Raw genomic sequence first — 17,776 nt, 5'->3', positions numbered from 1 at the left:
CACGTGATCGCAGGGGGGTGCTCGGTGGAGCCCGCACAGAGGGTAAGGGGCTGTGGGGTGCGTGAGTCATGACCGACCGGGCGAGAGTGTCAAGTTACCGGATGGTAGTCCCGTTGACCGGGTGACATCCTTCCGGAATCCGGCACGGCGGGCCCGCCGCCCTGGCGCTCGGCGGGCCGCTCCGCGTCCTCGCGCGCCCAGGCGGCCACCAGATGGGCGACGGAGGCCAGCGTGATGTGCCGGTGCCAGCCGGGGAACGACCGCCCCGCGAAGTCCCGCAGGCCGACGTCGTCGGAGACCTCGGCGAAGACCCGGGCGACCACGCCGGGCAGCCGGGTGAGCCGTAACGCCGGTACGAGACGGGAGGCGTCGAGGTTGGTCAGCCACAGCCTGCGGTCGACGCGCCGGCCGGGACGCCACTCCACCAGCAGGGTCATCGCGTCCCGTGGGGAGCGTGACATCAGCACGGGCACCGCCATGGCGGTCGTGCAGCCGTCGCCGGGGTTCGCGCGCTGCCGCAACTGCGGCAGGGACTCGGCCAGTTCCCCCGCGCTGCGCAGCAGATTGCCGTAACTGGGCAGCTCCGAGCGGTCGATGCGGGCCGGTGCCGTCGGGCTCGTGCGCACCACGAACGGCAGGCCGGTGGACAGCAGGAAGCGCGCGACCGACACGCCGTCCAGCTCCGCGACGTCCACCACCACCGGCAACCGGGTCATCCCCGCGATGTCCAGCAGCCCGGTCACGGCCCGCCGTACGCACTCCTCGACCGTGCCCAGCGCGGCGTCCCCGGGGACACCGGCCCGCCGCCGGAGCGGGTCGGCCAGCCAGCGGTCGGACAGGCGCAGCTGCCAGTCGACGGGCACCGCCGTGCGCTCCGACGCCAGCCAGGTCCCCACGGCCTGCTGGCCGTTGACGGTGCCCAGCGCGGTGGACTGCGGGTCGGTGCCGACGGAGTACGGACCGGCCTTGGGGATCAGCGTGGTGCCGATCACCCACGCCTCCGGGGCCAGGGTCCGCTGGGTCTGCCGGGCCAGGGCGTGCCGGACCGGCAGCCAGTCCCAGGGCGAGGTGGTGATGAAGTGGTGCACGCTCTGCTGCGCCGCCGCACCGTCGAACCGCGCCGCGAGGTTCCGCAGCGTCTTGCGTCCCGGCACGGACAGCAGCCCGCGCACGTACTGCTCGGCCTTCAGCCGCTGCCCGTTGCGATGCAGTGACCCGAACAGCTGCCGGCAGGCCTCCGCGTCCAGAGCCGCCGCCGGGCACGCGCCCGCCGCGTCCCCGTGCTCGCCGAATCTCTCCAAGACCGCCCCCCCGAGTCAGAGAAACAGGACCGACGTCCTGTTTCTTTATAAGGGGAGCCGCCCGGGCAACGACATGTTTGCGCCACTTGACGGCAGACCGGCCACTCTCAGGGCGACAGCCGGGCGGCGGTGCGCCCGGAGGACAGGGCCGCGGCGCGGTGCGGAGAGGTGTCCAGCTTCGCCAGCACGCCCGAGTGCGCGACGTTGGGGAGGATCAGCTCGAGGAACGAGGAGATCTCCTGGGGCAGGCCGCCGTCGGGCAGCGTCTCGGTGATCAGATGGATGCCCGTCCAGGCCCCGGCCAGCAGCCGTGCCACCTCCGGCGGTTCGACATGGTCGAGCAGTTCACCCCGCTCCTTGGCCTCGACCAGCAGCGACTCGCCCGCGCCCACCCACTGGGGCCACCGGCTGCCGAGCAGCCGGCGCGCCCTGAGGTCCACCGACAGCCGGACGGCCGCCCCGAGCAGCGGGTCCTCGGGCAGCCGGACGGCGAGCAGCAGCGCCAGGTCCACCCATTCCTGCAGCTTCAGGGCCTGCGCCGGCACCCGGTCCAGCGCCGCCGCCTCGTCGAGGACGGCCCGCGCCAGCTGTTCCTTCGAGGCGAAGTGGAAGTAGAGGCCGCCGCGAGTGAGCCGGGTGCGCTCGATGATGCCGCCGATGGTGGTGGCGTCGTACCCGTACTCGTTGAACAGCTCGGCGGCTGCCTCCAGGATCAACCTCCGGGTGTGCACCGCCCGTTCCTGCCTCCCCACGCAGCGCCTCCCGCAACGCCCCTGACCCGGACCCGGGTTCCACTTCTTCATGGCCAAAACCGAACGGTGATCCGGTACTTTAACACCGCACGAAGTGTACGGCTCGGAATATCGGCGTGAGGCCCGAACGGTCGCGGTGACACGACACGGCCCCGCGGGCCTGCCCCCGCGAGAGGGGGCCGGTCCGCGGGGCGGGAGTGTCCGCACGCCGCTGTGTGGCCGTTACTGCGCGGCCGCGACCTTCTCGGCCTCCGCCGCCGGCTGCTCCTTCGGCACCCAGCGCAGGGCGAGCACGCCCAGGGCCAGGCAGAGCAGGCTCGCCACGCCGATCGCGACGTGCATACCGTTGAGGAAGGCGTCCTTGGCCTCCGCGATCGTGCCTGCGGTCAGACCCGGCTTGTCCAGCGTCTCGTTCAGCGTGCCCGCCACGTCGGGGCCGGTCAGCCGGAACCAGAGGGCGGCGAGCGAGCCGAGCAGGGAGATGCCCAGCGCGTTGCCCAGCTCGTTGCTCATCTCGGCGAGCGAGGCCGCCGACCCGGCCCGCTCGGACGGCACCGCCGCGACGGCGGTGTCCGCGACCAGGCTGAAGGAGAAGCCGTAGCCGACGCCGGTGACGACCGAGGAGGCGATGAACGCCGCCACCCCGTGCTCGGTGGTCGTCAGCAGCAGAAGCAGCAGGCCGATGCCCATGAAGAAGTGCGAGGCGATCAGCGCCGACCGCATGCCGATCCGCTCGACCACGCCGCTGGCCCCGATGCACGCGGCGGTGAGGACGGCCGCGCCGGGGAGGACCAGCAGGGCCGCCGTCAGCACGGTGTAGCCGAGGACCGACTGGAGGTACACGCCGGTGAGGTATCCGGCGGCCGCCCACGCGACCAGCGACAGCAGGCCGGTGAGGATCGCCACGGTGAACACGTGGTCCTTGAAGAGCCGCAGGTCGACGAGCGGGTACTCCAGCGTGAGCTGCCGGCGCACGAACCACGTCAGGATCGCCAGACCGACGACACCGGTGACGGCCTGCGTCGACGAGAAGCCCTCCGCCGCGGCCGACTTGACCGCGTAGACGACCAGCAGGATGCCGACGGCCGACAGGACGACGCTGAGGGCGTCCACCCGGCCGGGGTTGGTGGTGCGCACCTCCTTCAGCAGCACCGGCGCGAAGGCGAGGAACAGCACCACGACGGGGATGTTGATGAGGAAGACGACACCCCAGTCGAACCGGCTCAGCAGCAGACCGCCGAGGACGGGGCCGACGGCGAACCCGGCGGCGAAGGTCGCCGCGAAGATGCCGATGGCCTGGGAGCGCTGCCTCGGGTTGTGGAAGAGGCTGCTGATGATCGCCAGGCCGGAGGGCAGCAGCGTCGCGCCGCCGAGACCCATCAGCGCGCGGCAGGCGATGAGCACTTCGGGGTTCGGGGAGAACGCCGCGCCGACCGAGCCGAGACCGAACACCAGCGCGCCGCTCAGCAGGAACTTGAGCCGGCCGTAGCGGTCGCCGAGGTTGCCGAAGGCGATGAGCAGGGACGAGACCACGAAGCCGTAGATGTCCAGGATCCACAGAGCCTGATCGGTACTCGGTGTGATCGCGGACGTGATGCTCGGCATCGCGAGATACAGGACGGAGCCGTCCATCGCGACGAGTGCGACCGGGCCGAGCACGATCAGGAGGCCGAGCCAGGCCCGCCGGTCGGCACGCTCCGCGACTAAGTCGAGGGAGGTCACGGGGGCAACCTTTCCAGGAGAAGGTGCGAAGAGGTTCGAACGCTGCATACGGCGTACGCGAATTGCCCAGCGTACGTCGTACGCGATCAGGGTGCGTACATAGTACGCGAGAGGTGGCGTACATCGTACGCGAATTTTGTGCGTACGTCGTACGCAAGCTGCCGGTTATACTACCCCATGGCCATCAAGACACAAGGCAGGCAAGTGAGTTCACCGAGCCTGTCGCGCGGCGCGATCGTGGCGGCCGCCATGCGCATCGCCGATGCCGAAGGGGTCGCCGCGCTCTCGATGCGACGCCTCGCGGCCGAGCTCGACTCGGGCGTCATGTCGCTGTACCGGCATGTCGCGAACAAGGACGCGCTGCTCACCGCGATCACCCAGGCGGCGTGCGACGAGCACCCCTACCCCGAACCCGCGCCGCCGGACTGGCGGGAGGCGATGCGGCTCGCGGCGCGACTGGACTGGGAGGTGTACTGCAGCCATCCCTGGGCGCTGGTCACCTCGAGCTCCGCCCGGCACTTCTCCGACACCACGTGCCTCGACTGGATGGTGGACGCGCTCGCCGGGCTCACCGACGACCCCGACCTGGCGCGGTCCTTCTCGATCGCCGTGTGGTCGTACGTCCAGGGCGTGTGCATCCAGCACCTGTCGCAGCAACTGCTTCCCGGCGCGGGCAAGCCGGAGCAGTCCCCGCTGCGGGCCACGGAGGAGGACTTTGAGATGGGGCTGGAAACCCTGCTCGACGGGATGGAGCAGCGCGCGCTGCGGGCCGCGCCGAGCCGGGCCGAGCCCCTTCTCCTGCGCACCTTCCCGGTCGTCGCGCGAGGCTGACCGGGACACCCGCTGCCCGGCCGGCACCTCGGGTGTCCGTCCGGGAGCGGGGTCGTTTGGCACGGTATGACGACCACCCATGCGATGAACTCCAGGCGCAACGAACGACCGGCCACCGCCGCCGACCTGGCCCCGCTCGCCTTCGCCGGATACGCCCACTTCACCGCGATGCAGGTGCGCGCCGGCCGGGTGCGCGGGCTCGACCTTCACCTGCAACGGCTGCGGCACGGCTCGGCCGAACTGTTCGGCCGGGCCCTGCCCGACGAGCGGGTGCGGTCCTGGCTGCGCGCGGCCCTGGCCGACGCCCCGGCCGACCTCTCGCTGACGGCGACCGTCTACTCACCGTCCGGCGAGTTCACCGTGGCCGCGCCCGACGAGGAACCCGAACTCCTCGTCCGTACCGGCCCGCCGGCCACCGGCCCCCGGGGTCCGCTGGCGCTGGCGGTGGTGGAGCACGAGCGGTTCCTGCCCCGGGTGAAACACGTGGGCGAGCCGGCCAAGACCTACTTCCTGCGGCGGGCCGCCGGCCAGGGTTACGACGACGTCGCCTTCACCGACCGCCGGGGCCGGCTGAGCGAGGCCTCGATCTGGAACCTGGCCTTCTGGGACGGCTCCTGCGTGGTGTGGCCGGTGGCCGAGATGCTCGGCGGAGTCACCATGGGGATCGTCCGCCGGCAGCTGGAGCGCCTCGGGGTCCCCCAGCGCGACCGGGAGATCAGGGCCGCGGACCTGCCCGGCCTGGCGGGCGCGGCCGTCATGAACTCCTGGACGCCCGGCGTCGCGGTCCACCGCATCGGCACCGCACACCTGCCCGACGCCCCGGACTTCCTGGCCCTGCTGCACCGGGCCTACGAGGCCGAACCGCTCGTCGCCCTGTAGGGCGCGCGACGCCACCCTGGGAGCGGGGCACACGACGGGGCGCCGGTGCCCAGCCAGGCCTGTCCCTGTGGGGGACGACGCGAGGTGGCGGACACCGCGAGCCGGCTGACACCCCTGGCGGACACCCCTGGCGGACACCCCTGGCGGACACCCCTAAGGAACGCAGCAGACTTCCCGCCCGGCCGGGGCGGTGGCGCAGCCCTCGGAGACCGGCCAGTCGTCGAACCGCCAGTCCGGCGCGGGCGGTTCGACGGTCAGGGCGACACCGCTGCCCGTCGGGTCGATCCGGTCGCGCACGCCCTCCGCGGTGAGCTGGGGCAGCACCAGCCGCCAGAACGGGGTCATCGGAGACGCGGACGGCGGGCAGTTACGGCCCCGCTCCAGCCCTTCCACCCCCGCCGTCACCGCCGTCACGGTGGCGACCACCTCGTCGACGTCCACGCCGGGGGCCAGACTGCCCTGGTGCCGGGCGGCCGTGAGCAGCCCGCGCACCCGGTCGCGCCACAGCGGCCACAGAACCGACCCGCTGCCCCAGGCGGCGTCGTGCGCGAGACCGAAACCGGCCCTGAGCACCGGGTCCTGGCAGACGCGCCGGACCAGCCGGTGCGAGATGTCCACGAGCAGCTGGAGCGGCGCGTGCTGCGCGTGCTGGGCGTGCTGGGCGTGCTGCGCGTGCGGATCCGGCGCGGTGATACGGCACAGGATCTCGGCCGCGGCCGACTCCACGGCCTCGCCCAGGGCCCGCTTGTTGCGGAAGTGGAAGTGCAGCGCACCCTGGCTCACCCCGGCCAGGGCGCAGATCTGTCCGATCGAGGATCCCGCGAAGCCCGACCGGTCGAAGACCTCGGCGGCGGACTGGATCAGTTGACGACGCGTCTTTGCGGCACGGTCCTGCATGACGTTGCGCACTCCGGGAGAGGGAGGAAGAGGAGTGGTGGGCGAGGAGCGGTGACCCGCACGCGGACGTGCCGGGCGGCGACGCCGGGCACCGGACACAGAGGACCCGCGGGCGCACGTCCCCGTGCACCGCTTCACTCTTACCACGTCACCAAGGGGAGATGGACGGCACGTTACCGACCCTGGCGGAATATCGTACCTGTCATGATCGCCATCCAGTTCGACCGCTTCGGCGGTCCGGAAGTGCTCGCCGCCGTCGATGTCCCCGCCCCGCGGCCGGGACCGGACGAAGTCCTGATCACCGTCGAGGCCGCCGGAGTGAACTACGCCGACACCCACCAGGTGGACGGCTCCTACCTCGCCGCCGACCAGTTGCCGTACATCCCCGGCAGCGAGGTCGTCGGCCGTACCGAGGACGGCAGACGCGTACTGGCCCGCGTCTCCCACGGCTACGCCGAACAGGCCGTGGCGAAGCGGTCCGCGCTCGTGGAGATCCCCGACGACCTGGACGCCGGGGCGGCCCTCGCCCTGCTGGTGCAGGGCCTGACCGCCTGGCACCTGCTGCGGACCGCGGCCCGGCTGCGCTCCGGGGAGACCGTCGTCGTGCACTCCGCGGCCGGCGGCGTCGGCAGCCTCGCCGTGCAGCTGGCCAGGGAGTTCGGGGCCGGACGGGTCTGGGCGCAGACCTCCTCGCCCGGGAAACGGCAGCTCGCCCTGGACCTCGGCGCCGACGCCGTCGTCGACCACCCGCTGCCCGAACGGGCCGACGTGATCCTCGACGCGGTCGGCGGTGAGCTGTTCGACCGCGCGCTGGACTCCCTGGCCTCCGGCGGCCGCCTCGTCACCTACGGCAACTCCGCGCGCACCGGCTTCACCCCCGTCGACCCGGCTCGCCTCAGCCGGCTGAACGCCGCCGTCGTCGGCTTCTGGCTGCGCCCCACGCTGGCCCGGCCGGGTGCCTTCGCCGAACCCCTGCGGGAACTGCTGGACCTGACCGCGCGCGGCCGGCTCAAGCCGGTGGTGCACCCGGCCTACCCGCTGACCGAGGCCCGCCGGGCCCACGAGGATCTGCTGGCCCGGCGCACCACGGGCAAGGTGCTGCTGCGCCCCTGACCGCGGCGGGTCTGCGCCCGGCGCAGCGGCCGGATCCCGCGGCCGGCCGGGCACACCGCGACATGGCGAACACGTCGACCGGGCCCCGGACTTGACGGATCCCAGCGACGGACCTGACGGACCTTTCCCGCAACTTGACGGATCGTCCGCGCGACCTGACGGATCGTCGTCGCGACCTGACAGATCGTCGGTGGATCACTCGGGGATCGCGTGCACCGTGCCTAGCATCGGGTGAGAGCTGGAAACGGCACGGGCCGATCCGCACCGGCGGCCCGCGAGTCCCGCGACGCCGCCCGCTCGGGCACACGGACGTCGCGCACCCCAGCCGTCACGCTTCCCCAGCCCTGAAGTCGGCCCACCATGCGACGCGGAGACCCAGAAATGCGACTTGCCCAGGTGGTGGCATCCGTCATGGAGCGCCACGCGGACCGGCCCGCCATCGGCGAACGTGTGAAGGAGTACGCCCGGGACGCCGAGACGGGCCGGACCGTCATCCGGCTGCTGCCCCGTTACGAGACGACCAGCTACCGCGACCTGTGGGCGCGGGTCCGCGCCGTGGCGGGCGAGTGGCACCACCACCCGGAACACCCGCTGAGGGCCGGCGAGCGCGTCGCCATCCTCGGCTTCACCAGCCGCGACTACACGACGATCGACCTCGCCTGCATCCACCTCGGCGCCGTGACCGTCCCGCTGCAGACCAGCGCCGCGCCGGCCCAGCTGAGGTCGATCCTCGCGGAGACCGAGCCGTTCGTCGTGGCCACCAGCCTGGAGCGGCTCGACGCCGCCGTCGACCTGATACGCGACAACGCGTCGGTGCGGCGGGTGGTGGTCTTCGACTACCACCCGGAGGCGGACGACCACCGCGAGACCTACGCCGCGGCCCGCGCGCGCCTGGCCGAGACCCGCCCCGGCGTCGTCGTGGACTCCCTCACCGACCTCGTCGAGCGGGGCACCGCCCTGCCCGAGGCCCCGCTGTACGAGGCGCCCGAGGGCGAGGACCCGCTGGCGATGCTCATCTACACCTCCGGCAGCACCGGCACCCCCAAGGGCGCCATGTACACCGAACGGCTGGCCGGCGCGATGTGGGGCGGCGCGTGGGCGAAGCTGTTCGACGAGAGCTACGCGGTCACCTTCCACTACATGCCGATGAGCCATGTCGCCGGGCACTCCTCGCTGAAGGCCACCATGGTGCGCGGCGGCACCAGCTACTTCACCGCGAGCAGTGATCTGTCGACGTTCTTCGAGGACATCGCCCTCGCGCGCCCCACCGAGCTGTCCCTGGTGCCGCGGGTGTGCGAGATGCTCCACCAGCGGTTCCGCAGCGAGGTCGACCGGCGGGTCGCCGCCGGCGCCGACCGCGAGGCGGCCGAGGCCGAGGTGCGCACCGACATCCGCGAGAACGTCCTCGGCGGCCGGGTCACCTGGGCCAGCTGCAGCTCCGCCCCGCTGTCCGCCGAACTCACCGCGTTCACCGAGTCGTTGCTGGGCCTGGAACTGCACAACGTCTACGGCTCCACGGAGGCCGCCGGCGTGTCCGTCGACGGCGTGCTGCTGCGCCCGCCGGTCACCGACTACAAGCTCGCCGACGTGCCCGAACTCGGCTACTTCCGCACCGACTCGCCGTACCCGCGCGGCGAACTCCTGCTGAAGACCGACGCCATCATCCCCGGCTACTACAAGCAGCCCGAGCTGACCGCCGAACTCTTCGACGAGGACGGTTACTACAAGACCGGCGACATCGTCGCGGAGCTGGGCCCCGACCGGATCGCGATCGTGGACCGCCGCAAGAACGTCCTGAAGCTGTCGCAGGGCGAGTTCGTGGCCACCTCCCGGCTGGAGGCCGTCTTCGCCGCGAGCCCGCTGGTGCGGCAGATCTTCGTGTACGGCAACAGCGAGCGCTCGTACCTGCTCGCCGTGGTCGTCCCCACCCCCGACGCGCAGCGCGAGTTCGGCGCGGACGAGCGGGAGCTGAAGCGGCGGCTGAGCGTGTCGTTCCAGGACCTGGCCAAGGAGGCCGGGCTCAACTCGTACGAGATCCCCCGTGACGTCCTCATCGAGACGGAACCGTTCAGCCAGGCCAACGGCCTGCTCTCGGACCACCGCAAGCTGCTGTGGCCCCGGCTGGTGGAGCGGTACGGCGAGCGGCTGGAACAGCTCTACGCCGAGACCGCCCGCCGCGAGGACGAGGAGCTGCGGGAGATCCGCCGCTCGGGCGCGGACCGGCCGGTGCTGGAGACGGTGCAGCGGGCCGCGCGGGCGCTGCTGGCCGGAACGGCCGCCGAGGTGAGCCCCGGCGCCCACTTCCGCGACCTGGGCGGCGACTCGCTGTCCGCGGTGTCCTTCGCCAACCTGCTGCAGGAGACCTTCGGCGTCCGCGTGCCGGTCGACATGGTCATCAGCCCGGCCTACGACCTGCGGCACCTCGCCGAGCACATCGAGGCCAGGCGCGGGGAGGCCGCCGACCGGCCCACCTTCGCCTCGGTGCACGGCGCGGACTCCACCGAGGTGTACGCCAAGGACCTCACGCTCGACCGGTTCATCGACGCGCGCACCCTCACCGACGCGGCGGCGCTGCCCCGGCCGCAGGGGGCGCCGCGGACCGTGCTGCTGACCGGGGCGAGCGGCTATCTCGGCCGGTTCCTCGCCCTGCAGTGGCTGGAGGAACTGGCACCGGCCGGCGGCCGGCTGATCGCCCTGGTGCGCGGCAAGGACGCCGAGGCGGCCCGGCGCCGCCTGGACGCGGCCTTCGACAGCGGCGACCCGGAGCTGGTCCGCACCTACGAGAAGCTCGCCGCGGACCGTCTGGAGGTGATCGCGGGCGACATGGCCGAGCCGCGGCTCGGGCTGGACCAGGCCACCTGGGACCGGCTGGCCGACGAGGTCGACCTGATCGTCCACGCGGGCGCCCTGGTCAACCATGTGCTGCCGTACCCGCACTTGTTCGACGCCAACGTGGTCGGCACCGCCGAGCTGATCCAGCTGGCGCTGACCCGCCGGATGAAGCCGGTCACCTACATCTCCAGCGTCGCCGTCGCCACCGCCCGCCCGGGACAGCCCGCGCTCGACGAGGACTCCGACGTCCGCGAGGCCATGCCGGCGCTGCCGGTCGACGGGGGCTACGCCGGCGGTTACGCCGCCAGCAAGTGGGCCGGTGAGGTGCTGCTGCGGGAGGCGCACGACCTGTGCGGGCTGCCGGTGACCACGTTCCGGTCCAACATGATCCTGGCGCACAGCCGGTACGGCGGACAGCTGAACGTCCCCGACATGTTCAGCCGGCTGCTGTTCAGCGTGCTCGCCACCGGGATCGCGCCGCGCAGCTTCTACCGCGCCGGCGGCGCGAGGGCCCACTACGACGGTCTGCCCGTCGACTTCACGGCCGCCGCCGTCGTCGCCCTCGGCGGCCGTGACGGGGCGACCGACGAGTACCGGACGTTCAGTCTCGTGAACCCCCACGACGACGGTGTCTCCCTCGACACCTTCGTCGACTGGCTGACGGAGTCCGGGCACCGCATCGAACGGGTCGACGACTACGCCGACTGGTACGTCCGGTTCGAGGCGGCGATGCGCGCCCTGCCCGAGGACCAGCGGCAATACGCCGCGCTGCCCATCCTGCACGGCTTCAAGGAGCCCGAGGAGCCGGTGCCCGGATCGGTCATCCCCTCCGAGCGGTTCCGCGCCGCGGTGCGGGCCGGCGGGATCGGCGCCCACCGGGACATCCCCAGCCTCTCCCGCGATCTTGTCGCGAAGTATGCGGCGGACCTGAGGGCACTGGCGCGGCCTGTGGTAGGCACACGCCATGAACAGTGATCTCCTCGCCGGGAAAGTCGTCCTGATCACCGGAGCGAGCAGTGGCATAGGCGCGGCCGCGGCACGAGTGTTCACCCAGGAGGGGGCGACGGTCGTGCTCGCCGCCCGCCGGGTGGACCGGCTGGCGCGGCTCACCGGGGAACTGCGGGCGAAGGGTGCCGAGGCCGCGTACGTGAGCTGCGACGTCACCGTCGCCGACGACGCGGCCCGGGCCGTCGAGTTCGCCGTCACCGAGTACGGGCGGCTGGACGGGGCGTTCAACAACGCCGGCATCGGCGGGGACCGCACTCCGCTGCACCTGATGACCGACGACGTCTACGACACCGTCATGGACGTCAACGTCCGCGGCGTGTGGAACTGTCTGCGCCATGAGATCGCGGCCATGCTGCGGCACGGCGGGGGCGCCGTCGTCAACAACTCCAGCGTGGCGGGGCTGGTCGCGATTCCCGCGGCCGCCCCCTACGTCGCCGCCAAGCACGCGGTGGTCGGCCTGACCAGGGCGGCGGCCGACGAGTACGCCCAGCAGGGCATCCGGGTGAACGCCATCGCCCCCGGTACCACGCGCAGCGAGATCACCGAGGACTGGTTCCGGCGCAACCCGGGCCTGGAGCAGACGGTCAACTCGATGACCCCGCAGGGCCGTACGGCCGATCCGGAGGAGATCGCCGCCGCCGCGGCATGGCTGCTGAGCGATCGCTGCCCGTTCCTGACCGGAACGGTGCTGCCCGTCGACGGCGGCTTCGTCAACCAGTGACGGACGCCCGCCGCGGTACGCGGAGCCGGAGAATTCCCCCTTCTCCGGCTCCGCGTACCGGTCTTGGTAACATACCGAACCTTCGGTAGGAGTTGATGTGATCAGCGTTCCCTGGACGTGGGGGCGAGTCTGGGGGCGGCCGAGTGGCGCGGCAGGAGCGTGCGATCCGCACGCGTGATTCCATTCTCGAGGCCATGGCGAGCCTGTTCATCGAGGTCGGTTACGAGGCCGCCACCATCGCGGCGCTGGTGGAGCGGACCGGGCTGACCCGCGGCGCCCTCTACTTCCACTTCCCGACCAAGGAGGCCATGGCGCACGGGGTGCTCGCCCGCGCGGTGACCCGCGAGGGGATCATCCCGCAGACGTACAAGCTCCAGGAGTGGGTGGACCTCGGACTGCTGCTCGCCCACCGCCTGCCCAGGGAGCCGATGCTGCGGGCCGCCGTCCAGCTGTCCGTCGATCCCCGGGCGCGCAGCCTGTTCGGGACCCGCTGGCCCGACTGGATCGACGTCGGCCGGGATCTGCTCGTCGAGGCCAAGAGGCGCGGCGAGTTGCTGCCGCACGCGGTCCCCGAGGAGATCGCACGGCTGACCGTCGGCGCCTGGACCGGGGTGCAGCTGGTGACCGAGGCGCTGCCGGACCGGCTCGGCCTGGCCGAGGAGATCTCCCGCCTGTACCAGCTGATCCTGCCCAATGTGGCCAGCGTCGGCGTCCTCGCCAAACTCGACGCCTCGCCCTACCGCGCCGAGCGGCTCCTGACGTCACAGCAGCAGGCGTCCTGAACCGCCCCCGCTCGGGGCGCACTTCACCCGCTCACGCGCGCACCAGCAGCCGGAAGTCGAAGGCGTAGCGCGAGGCGCGGTAGACGTGGTTGCCGTACTCGACGGGGCGGCCGGTGTCGTCGTAGGCGGTGCGTCGCATGGTGAGCAGGGCCGCGCCCGCGGGTTCGTCGAGGAGGGCCGCTTCCGCGGGGGTGGCGCAGCGGGCGCCGACGGTCTGGCGGGCGCTGCGCGGGCTGCGGCCCGCGGCGCGCAGCAGGCGGTAGAGGCCGGTCGTCTCCAGCCGGGCGGTGTCCGGGCCGGGCAGGTCCGGCGGCAGGTGGTTGCGGAGGAAGGCCACCGGCCGGCCGTGGGTGAGCCGCAGCCGCTCCAGGACGACGACCTCGGTGCCCTCGGGAACGCCGAGCGCGGCGGCCGCGTCGGCGGGTGCGGGGGCGCGTTCGTTGCGCAGCACGCGGGTGGCCGGATCCTGTCCCGCGGCGCGCAGGTCGTCGTAGAGGCTGCTCAGTTCGAGCGGGCGCCGGACCTGGGTGTGCACCACCTGGGTGCCCACCCCGCGGCGGCGCACCAGCAGTCCCTTGTTGACCAGGGACTGGATGGCCTGACGGACCGTCGGCCGGGACAGTCCGAGCCGGGCGGCGAGGCCGGTCTCGTTGCCGAGCAGGTTCCCGGGGGCGAGCGCCCCCTGCTCGATCGCCTCCTCCAGCTGCCGGGCGAGCTGGTGGTAGAGGGGGACCGGGCTGGTGCGGTCGAGGGTGAGGCGCACGGCATCGAGTGCGGAGACGGTGCTCGCCACGGGGACACCTCCGGTGGGCGGTCGGTCACCAGGTGTAGACGGTGGGCGCGACCCTTGTCCATCATTTGTACTTACATTCGGACCTGCTCGTGAAATGATGTCTTAACAAAGTATTGACAGGGAGCGCGCCAAGGGATGGAATCCGGTCTCAACGCAAGAGCCGCAAGGCCTCGACGCAACAGCCGCAAGGCAAGAGCCGTGCTTCCCCCGTCGCACAGTGAGGTGCAGGAAAGATGGACCGCACTCCTCGGGACCGCTCGTCCCGCTCCCGCTCCCGCAGCATCACCTCAGCCCTGGCCGTGGCAGCGGCAGCGGCCCTGGTCCTCGCGGGCTGCTCCAGCAGCTCCGGCGGCAAGAAGGCCGAGGAGCCGGCTACCGGGGGCGCCGCCGCGGGCAAGGCCGGCACACCCCGGATGACGGTCGCCCTGATCACCCACCAGTCGCCCGGCGACACCTTCTGGGACATCGTCCGCAAGGGCGCCCAGACCGCCGCCGACAAGGACAACGTCAAGCTCGTCTACTCGGCCGACCCCAACGCCGGCAACCAGGCCAACCTGGTGCAGAACGCGATCGACCAGAAGGTCGACGGCATCGCGATCACCCTCGCCAAGCCCGACGCCCTCAAGGACGTGATCGCCAAGGCGAAGGCCGCCGGGATACCCGTGGTCGGCCTCAACTCCGGGGTCAGCGAGTGGCAGAAACTCGGCCTCATGGAGTTCTTCGGGCAGGACGAGAACGTGGCCGGCGAGGCGCTCGGCAAGCGGCTGAACGAGACCGGCGCGAAGAAGGCCGTCTGCGTCATCCAGGAACAGGGCAACATCGGCCTCACCCAGCGCTGCGACGGCGTGAAGAAGACCTTCTCCGGCGACACCGAGACTCTCTACGTCAACGGCACCGACATGCCCTCGGTCAAGTCCACGATCAGCGCCAAGCTCAAGGAGGACGACGCCATCGACTACGTCGTCACCCTCGGCGCCCCGTTCGCGCTCACCGCCGCGCAGTCCGTGTCCGAGTCCGGCAGCAAGGCCAAGATCGCCACCTTCGACCTCAACAAGCAGCTCACCGGCGCCATCAGCGACGGCTCCATCGAGTTCGCCGTCGACCAGCAGCCCTACCTCCAGGGCTACCTCGCGGTCGACTCCCTGTGGCTCTACGAGAACAACGGCAACTACAGCGGCGGCGGCGAGCAGCCGGTGCTCACCGGACCGGCCTTCGTCGACAAGTCCAACGTCGAACAGATCGCGCAGTTCGCCGCGAAGGGCACCCGGTGATGAGCACGACCCCGCAGGCCGCGCCGGCGGTGACCACCCCACCGGCCCCCGGCTCCCAGCAGTCCGACGGGCGCACCGCCCGGCGCCCGCCGGCGCTGCGCCTGCTCGCCCGCCCGGAGGTCGGCGTCTTCCTCGGCGCCGTCGCCGTGTTCGTGTTCTTCCTGGTCGCCGCGCCCGCGGTGCGCGACGGCAGCTCGATGGCGAACATCCTCTACCAGTCGTCCACCATCGGGATCATGGCCCTGCCGGTGGCGCTGCTGATGATCGGCGGCGAGTTCGACCTGTCGTCCGGCGTCGCGGTCATCACCTCCGCGCTCACCGCCAGCATGATCAGCTATCAGCTGACCATGAACGTCTGGGCCGGCGTGATCGCCGCCCTCGTCGCCTCCCTCGCGATCGGCCTGTTCAACGGCTGGATGCTGGTCAGGACCGGGCTGCCGAGCTTCCTCGTCACCCTCGGCACCTTCCTGATCCTCCAGGGCGTCAACCTCGCCGTCACCAAGCTGATCACCGGCAACGTCGCCACCGACGACATCAGCGACATGGACGGCTTCGGCCAGGCCAAGGCGCTCTTCGCCTCCTCCTTCGACGTCGGCGGCGTCCAGGTGAAGATCACCGTGGTGTGGTGGCTGGTCTTCGCCGCCCTCGCCACCTGGGTCCTGCTGCGCACCAAGTACGGCAACTGGATCTTCGCCGTCGGCGGCAACAAGGACAGCGCCCGCGCCGTCGGCGTGCCGGTCACCTTCACCAAGATCTCGCTGTTCATGCTGGTCGGCTTCGGCGCCTGGTTCGTCGGCATGCACCAGCTGTTCTCCTTCAACACCGTGCAGTCCGGCGAGGGCGTCGGCCAGGAGCTGATCTACATCGCCGCGGCGGTGATCGGCGGCTGCCTCCTCACCGGTGGCTACGGCTCCGCGATCGGCCCGGTCTTCGGTGCTTTCATGTTCGGCATGGTGCAGCAGGGCATCGTCTACGCCGGCTGGAACCCCGACTGGTTCAAGGCCTTCCTCGGCGTGATGCTGCTCGGCGCCACCCTGATCAATCTGTGGGTCCGCAGGACCGCGACCCGGAGGTAGCCACCCATGACCACCGCGACCGAGACCCCCCTCGTCGAACTGCGCGCGGCCGGCAAGTCGTACGGCAACATCCGCGCCCTGCACGGCGTCGACCTGACCGTCCGGCCGGGCAGGGTGACGTGCGTGCTCGGCGATAACGGGGCCGGCAAGTCCACCCTCATCAAGATCGTGTCCGGGCTGCACCAGCACACCGAGGGCGAGTTCCTGGTCGACGGCGAACCGGTCCGCTTCTCCACCCCGCGCGAGGCCCTCGACCGGGGCATCGCCACCGTCTACCAGGACCTCGCGACCGTCCCGCTGATGCCGGTGTGGCGGAACTTCTTCCTCGGCTCCGAGATCACCAAGGGGCCCTGGCCGGTCCGCCGCCTCGACATCGAGACGATGAAACGGACCGCCGACGAGGAACTGCGCGCCATGGGCATCGTCCTCGACGACCTCGAACAGCCCATCGGCACCCTCTCCGGCGGCCAGCGCCAGTGCGTCGCCATCGCCCGCGCCGTCCACTTCGGCGCCCGCGTCCTCATCCTCGACGAGCCCACCGCCGCCCTCGGCGTCAAGCAGTCCGGGGTGGTGCTGAAGTACATCGCCGCCGCCCGCGACCGCGGCCTCGGCGTCATCTTCATCACCCACAACCCCCACCACGCCTACCTGGTCGGCGACCACTTCAGCGTGCTCCGCCTCGGCACCCTGGAACTGTCCGCCGACCGCAGCCAGGTCACCCTGGAGGAGCTGACCAACCACATGGCCGGCGGAGCCGAACTCGCCGCCCTCAAGCACGAACTCGCCCAGGTCCGCGGCGTCGACGTCGGCGAACTCCCCGACGAGCCCGGTCCCGAGGGCGCCCCCGCGTCCGCCCCCGCGTCCCGTCCGGAAGGAAACACCTGACATGGCCCCTGTGCTCGACCGCATCCGGGTCGGCTCCGCCCCCGACTCCTGGGGCGTCTGGTTCGCCGACGACCCGCGCCAGGTGCCCTGGGAACGCTTCCTCGACGAGGTCGCCGAGGCCGGCTACTCCTGGATCGAACTCGGCCCGTACGGCTATCTCCCGACCGACCCGGCCCGCCTCACCGACGAGGTGGCCAAGCGGAACCTGAAGGTCTCCGCGGGCACCGTCTTCACCGGCCTGCACCGCGGCCCCGCCGTCTGGGACGCCACCTGGGAGCACGTCGCCCAGGTCGCCGCCCTCACCCAGGCGATGGGCGCCAGGCACCTCGTCGTGATCCCCTCCTTCTGGCGGGACGACAAGACCGCCGAGATCCTGGAGCCGCCGGAGCTGACCGGCGAGCAGTGGGCGTACCTGACCAAGGGCATGGAACGCCTCGGCCACGAGGTCAAGGAGACCTACGGCCTGGACATCGTCGTCCACCCGCACGCCGACACCCACATCGACACCGAGGCGCACGTCGAGCGCTTCCTCGACTCCACCGACGCCGACCTCGTCAACCTGTGCCTGGACACCGGGCACTACGCCTACTGCGGCGGCGACAGCGTCAAGCTGATCGAGACGTACGGCGAGCGCATCGGCTACCTCCACCTCAAGCAGGTCGACCCGGAGATCCTGGCCGACGTCGTCGCCCACGAGATCCCGTTCGGGCCCGCCGTGCGGCGCGGTGTGATGTGCGAGCCGCCCTCCGGGGTGCCGGAGCTGGAACCGGTGCTGACGGCCGCCCAGGGCCTCGGCGTGGAACTGTTCGCGATCGTCGAGCAGGACATGTACCCCTGCGAACCGGACAAGCCGCTGCCCATCGCGATCCGCACCCGCCGCTTCCTGCGCTCCTGCGGCGCCTGACCGCCCGAT

The 17,776-nt window shown here is 71.7% G+C and carries 15 protein-coding genes; 10 read left to right on the top strand and 5 right to left on the bottom strand.

The genetic code is table 11. From position 1 onward, the window contains the following. Window positions 1–89: 89 nt before the first annotated feature. The 3 genes from AB0K92_RS27675 to AB0K92_RS27665 all read right to left on the bottom strand — a co-directional run bounded on the left by AB0K92_RS27675 (window position 90) and on the right by AB0K92_RS27665 (window position 3,685). Window positions 90–1,301, bottom strand: a complete 1,212-nt coding sequence (locus AB0K92_RS27675; protein ID WP_365927217.1) for a transposase — start codon at window positions 1,299–1,301, stop codon at window positions 90–92. Between the two features lie 107 nt (window positions 1,302–1,408). Beyond that, window positions 1,409–2,032, bottom strand: coding sequence for a ScbR family autoregulator-binding transcription factor (locus AB0K92_RS27670; RefSeq protein WP_365927215.1), 624 nt, complete (start codon window positions 2,030–2,032; stop codon window positions 1,409–1,411). A gap of 243 nt (window positions 2,033–2,275) precedes the next feature. Then, window positions 2,276–3,685, bottom strand: a complete 1,410-nt coding sequence (locus AB0K92_RS27665; RefSeq protein ID WP_365927237.1) for an MFS transporter — start codon at window positions 3,683–3,685, stop codon at window positions 2,276–2,278. Between the two features lie 294 nt (window positions 3,686–3,979). Here AB0K92_RS27665 and AB0K92_RS27660 point away from each other — a divergent pair, with 294 nt between their 5' ends. Together AB0K92_RS27660 and AB0K92_RS27655 are read left to right on the top strand one after the other, a co-directional pair. Further along, entirely contained in the window at window positions 3,980–4,606 is a 627-nt protein-coding gene (locus AB0K92_RS27660) for a helix-turn-helix domain-containing protein (RefSeq protein ID WP_365927213.1), read from the top strand. A 66-nt stretch (window positions 4,607–4,672) separates the two neighbouring features. Continuing rightward, a complete protein-coding gene (locus AB0K92_RS27655) occupies window positions 4,673–5,485 on the top strand; it encodes an aminotransferase class IV family protein (RefSeq protein WP_365927211.1) in 813 nt (270 codons plus the stop codon). Between the two features lie 153 nt (window positions 5,486–5,638). On the opposite strand, the gene AB0K92_RS27650 is transcribed toward AB0K92_RS27655, so the two are convergent. Next, window positions 5,639–6,382, bottom strand: coding sequence for a ScbR family autoregulator-binding transcription factor (locus AB0K92_RS27650; RefSeq protein ID WP_365927209.1), 744 nt, complete (start codon window positions 6,380–6,382; stop codon window positions 5,639–5,641). Window positions 6,383–6,586: 204 nt separating this feature from the next. Between AB0K92_RS27650 and AB0K92_RS27645 the strand changes: the two genes are divergently transcribed. From AB0K92_RS27645 to AB0K92_RS27630, 4 genes are all read left to right on the top strand, one after another. After that, the gene (locus tag AB0K92_RS27645) at window positions 6,587–7,495 is read left to right on the top strand and encodes a zinc-binding dehydrogenase (protein ID WP_365927207.1); all 909 of its coding nucleotides are present in this window, start codon (window positions 6,587–6,589) and stop codon (window positions 7,493–7,495) included. Between the two features lie 381 nt (window positions 7,496–7,876). After that, window positions 7,877–11,302 (top strand): carboxylic acid reductase, encoded by a 3,426-nt coding sequence (gene car / locus AB0K92_RS27640; protein ID WP_365927205.1) that lies wholly within the window; start codon window positions 7,877–7,879, stop codon window positions 11,300–11,302. Further along, window positions 11,292–12,056, top strand: coding sequence for a glucose 1-dehydrogenase (locus tag AB0K92_RS27635; RefSeq protein WP_365927203.1), 765 nt, complete (start codon window positions 11,292–11,294; stop codon window positions 12,054–12,056). The genes car and AB0K92_RS27635 overlap by 11 nt, the downstream gene beginning before the upstream one ends. 143 nt (window positions 12,057–12,199) lie before the next feature. Continuing rightward, complete coding sequence (locus tag AB0K92_RS27630; protein WP_365927201.1) at window positions 12,200–12,838, top strand: ScbR family autoregulator-binding transcription factor; 639 nt, start codon at window positions 12,200–12,202, stop codon at window positions 12,836–12,838. A gap of 31 nt (window positions 12,839–12,869) precedes the next feature. Here the strand turns inward: AB0K92_RS27630 and AB0K92_RS27625 are convergent, their stop codons facing one another. Continuing rightward, complete coding sequence (locus tag AB0K92_RS27625; RefSeq protein WP_365927199.1) at window positions 12,870–13,631, bottom strand: GntR family transcriptional regulator; 762 nt, start codon at window positions 13,629–13,631, stop codon at window positions 12,870–12,872. A 233-nt stretch (window positions 13,632–13,864) separates the two neighbouring features. Between AB0K92_RS27625 and AB0K92_RS27620 the strand changes: the two genes are divergently transcribed. From AB0K92_RS27620 to AB0K92_RS27605, 4 genes are read left to right on the top strand one after another with little or no spacing between them, the layout of a single operon-like run. Further along, on the top strand, window positions 13,865–14,902 hold the full coding sequence (locus tag AB0K92_RS27620; RefSeq protein ID WP_365927197.1) for a sugar ABC transporter substrate-binding protein: 1,038 nt from the start codon (window positions 13,865–13,867) through the stop codon (window positions 14,900–14,902). Further along, window positions 14,902–15,978, top strand: a complete 1,077-nt coding sequence (locus AB0K92_RS27615) for an ABC transporter permease (protein WP_365927195.1) — start codon at window positions 14,902–14,904, stop codon at window positions 15,976–15,978. Before AB0K92_RS27620 ends, AB0K92_RS27615 begins: the two co-directional genes overlap by 1 nt. Before the next feature lie 6 nt (window positions 15,979–15,984). After that, window positions 15,985–16,863, top strand: a complete 879-nt coding sequence (locus AB0K92_RS27610) for an ATP-binding cassette domain-containing protein (RefSeq protein WP_365927193.1) — start codon at window positions 15,985–15,987, stop codon at window positions 16,861–16,863. Window position 16,864: 1 nt separating this feature from the next. Next, window positions 16,865–17,767, top strand: coding sequence for a sugar phosphate isomerase/epimerase (locus AB0K92_RS27605; RefSeq protein WP_365927191.1), 903 nt, complete (start codon window positions 16,865–16,867; stop codon window positions 17,765–17,767). Window positions 17,768–17,776 lie beyond the last annotated feature (9 nt).

The sequence above is a fragment of the Streptomyces sp. NPDC052687 genome (genome assembly GCF_040678395.1).
Lineage (GTDB): Bacteria > Actinomycetota > Actinomycetes > Streptomycetales > Streptomycetaceae > Streptomyces.
This window is presented reverse-complemented; position numbering and strand designations above follow the sequence as displayed.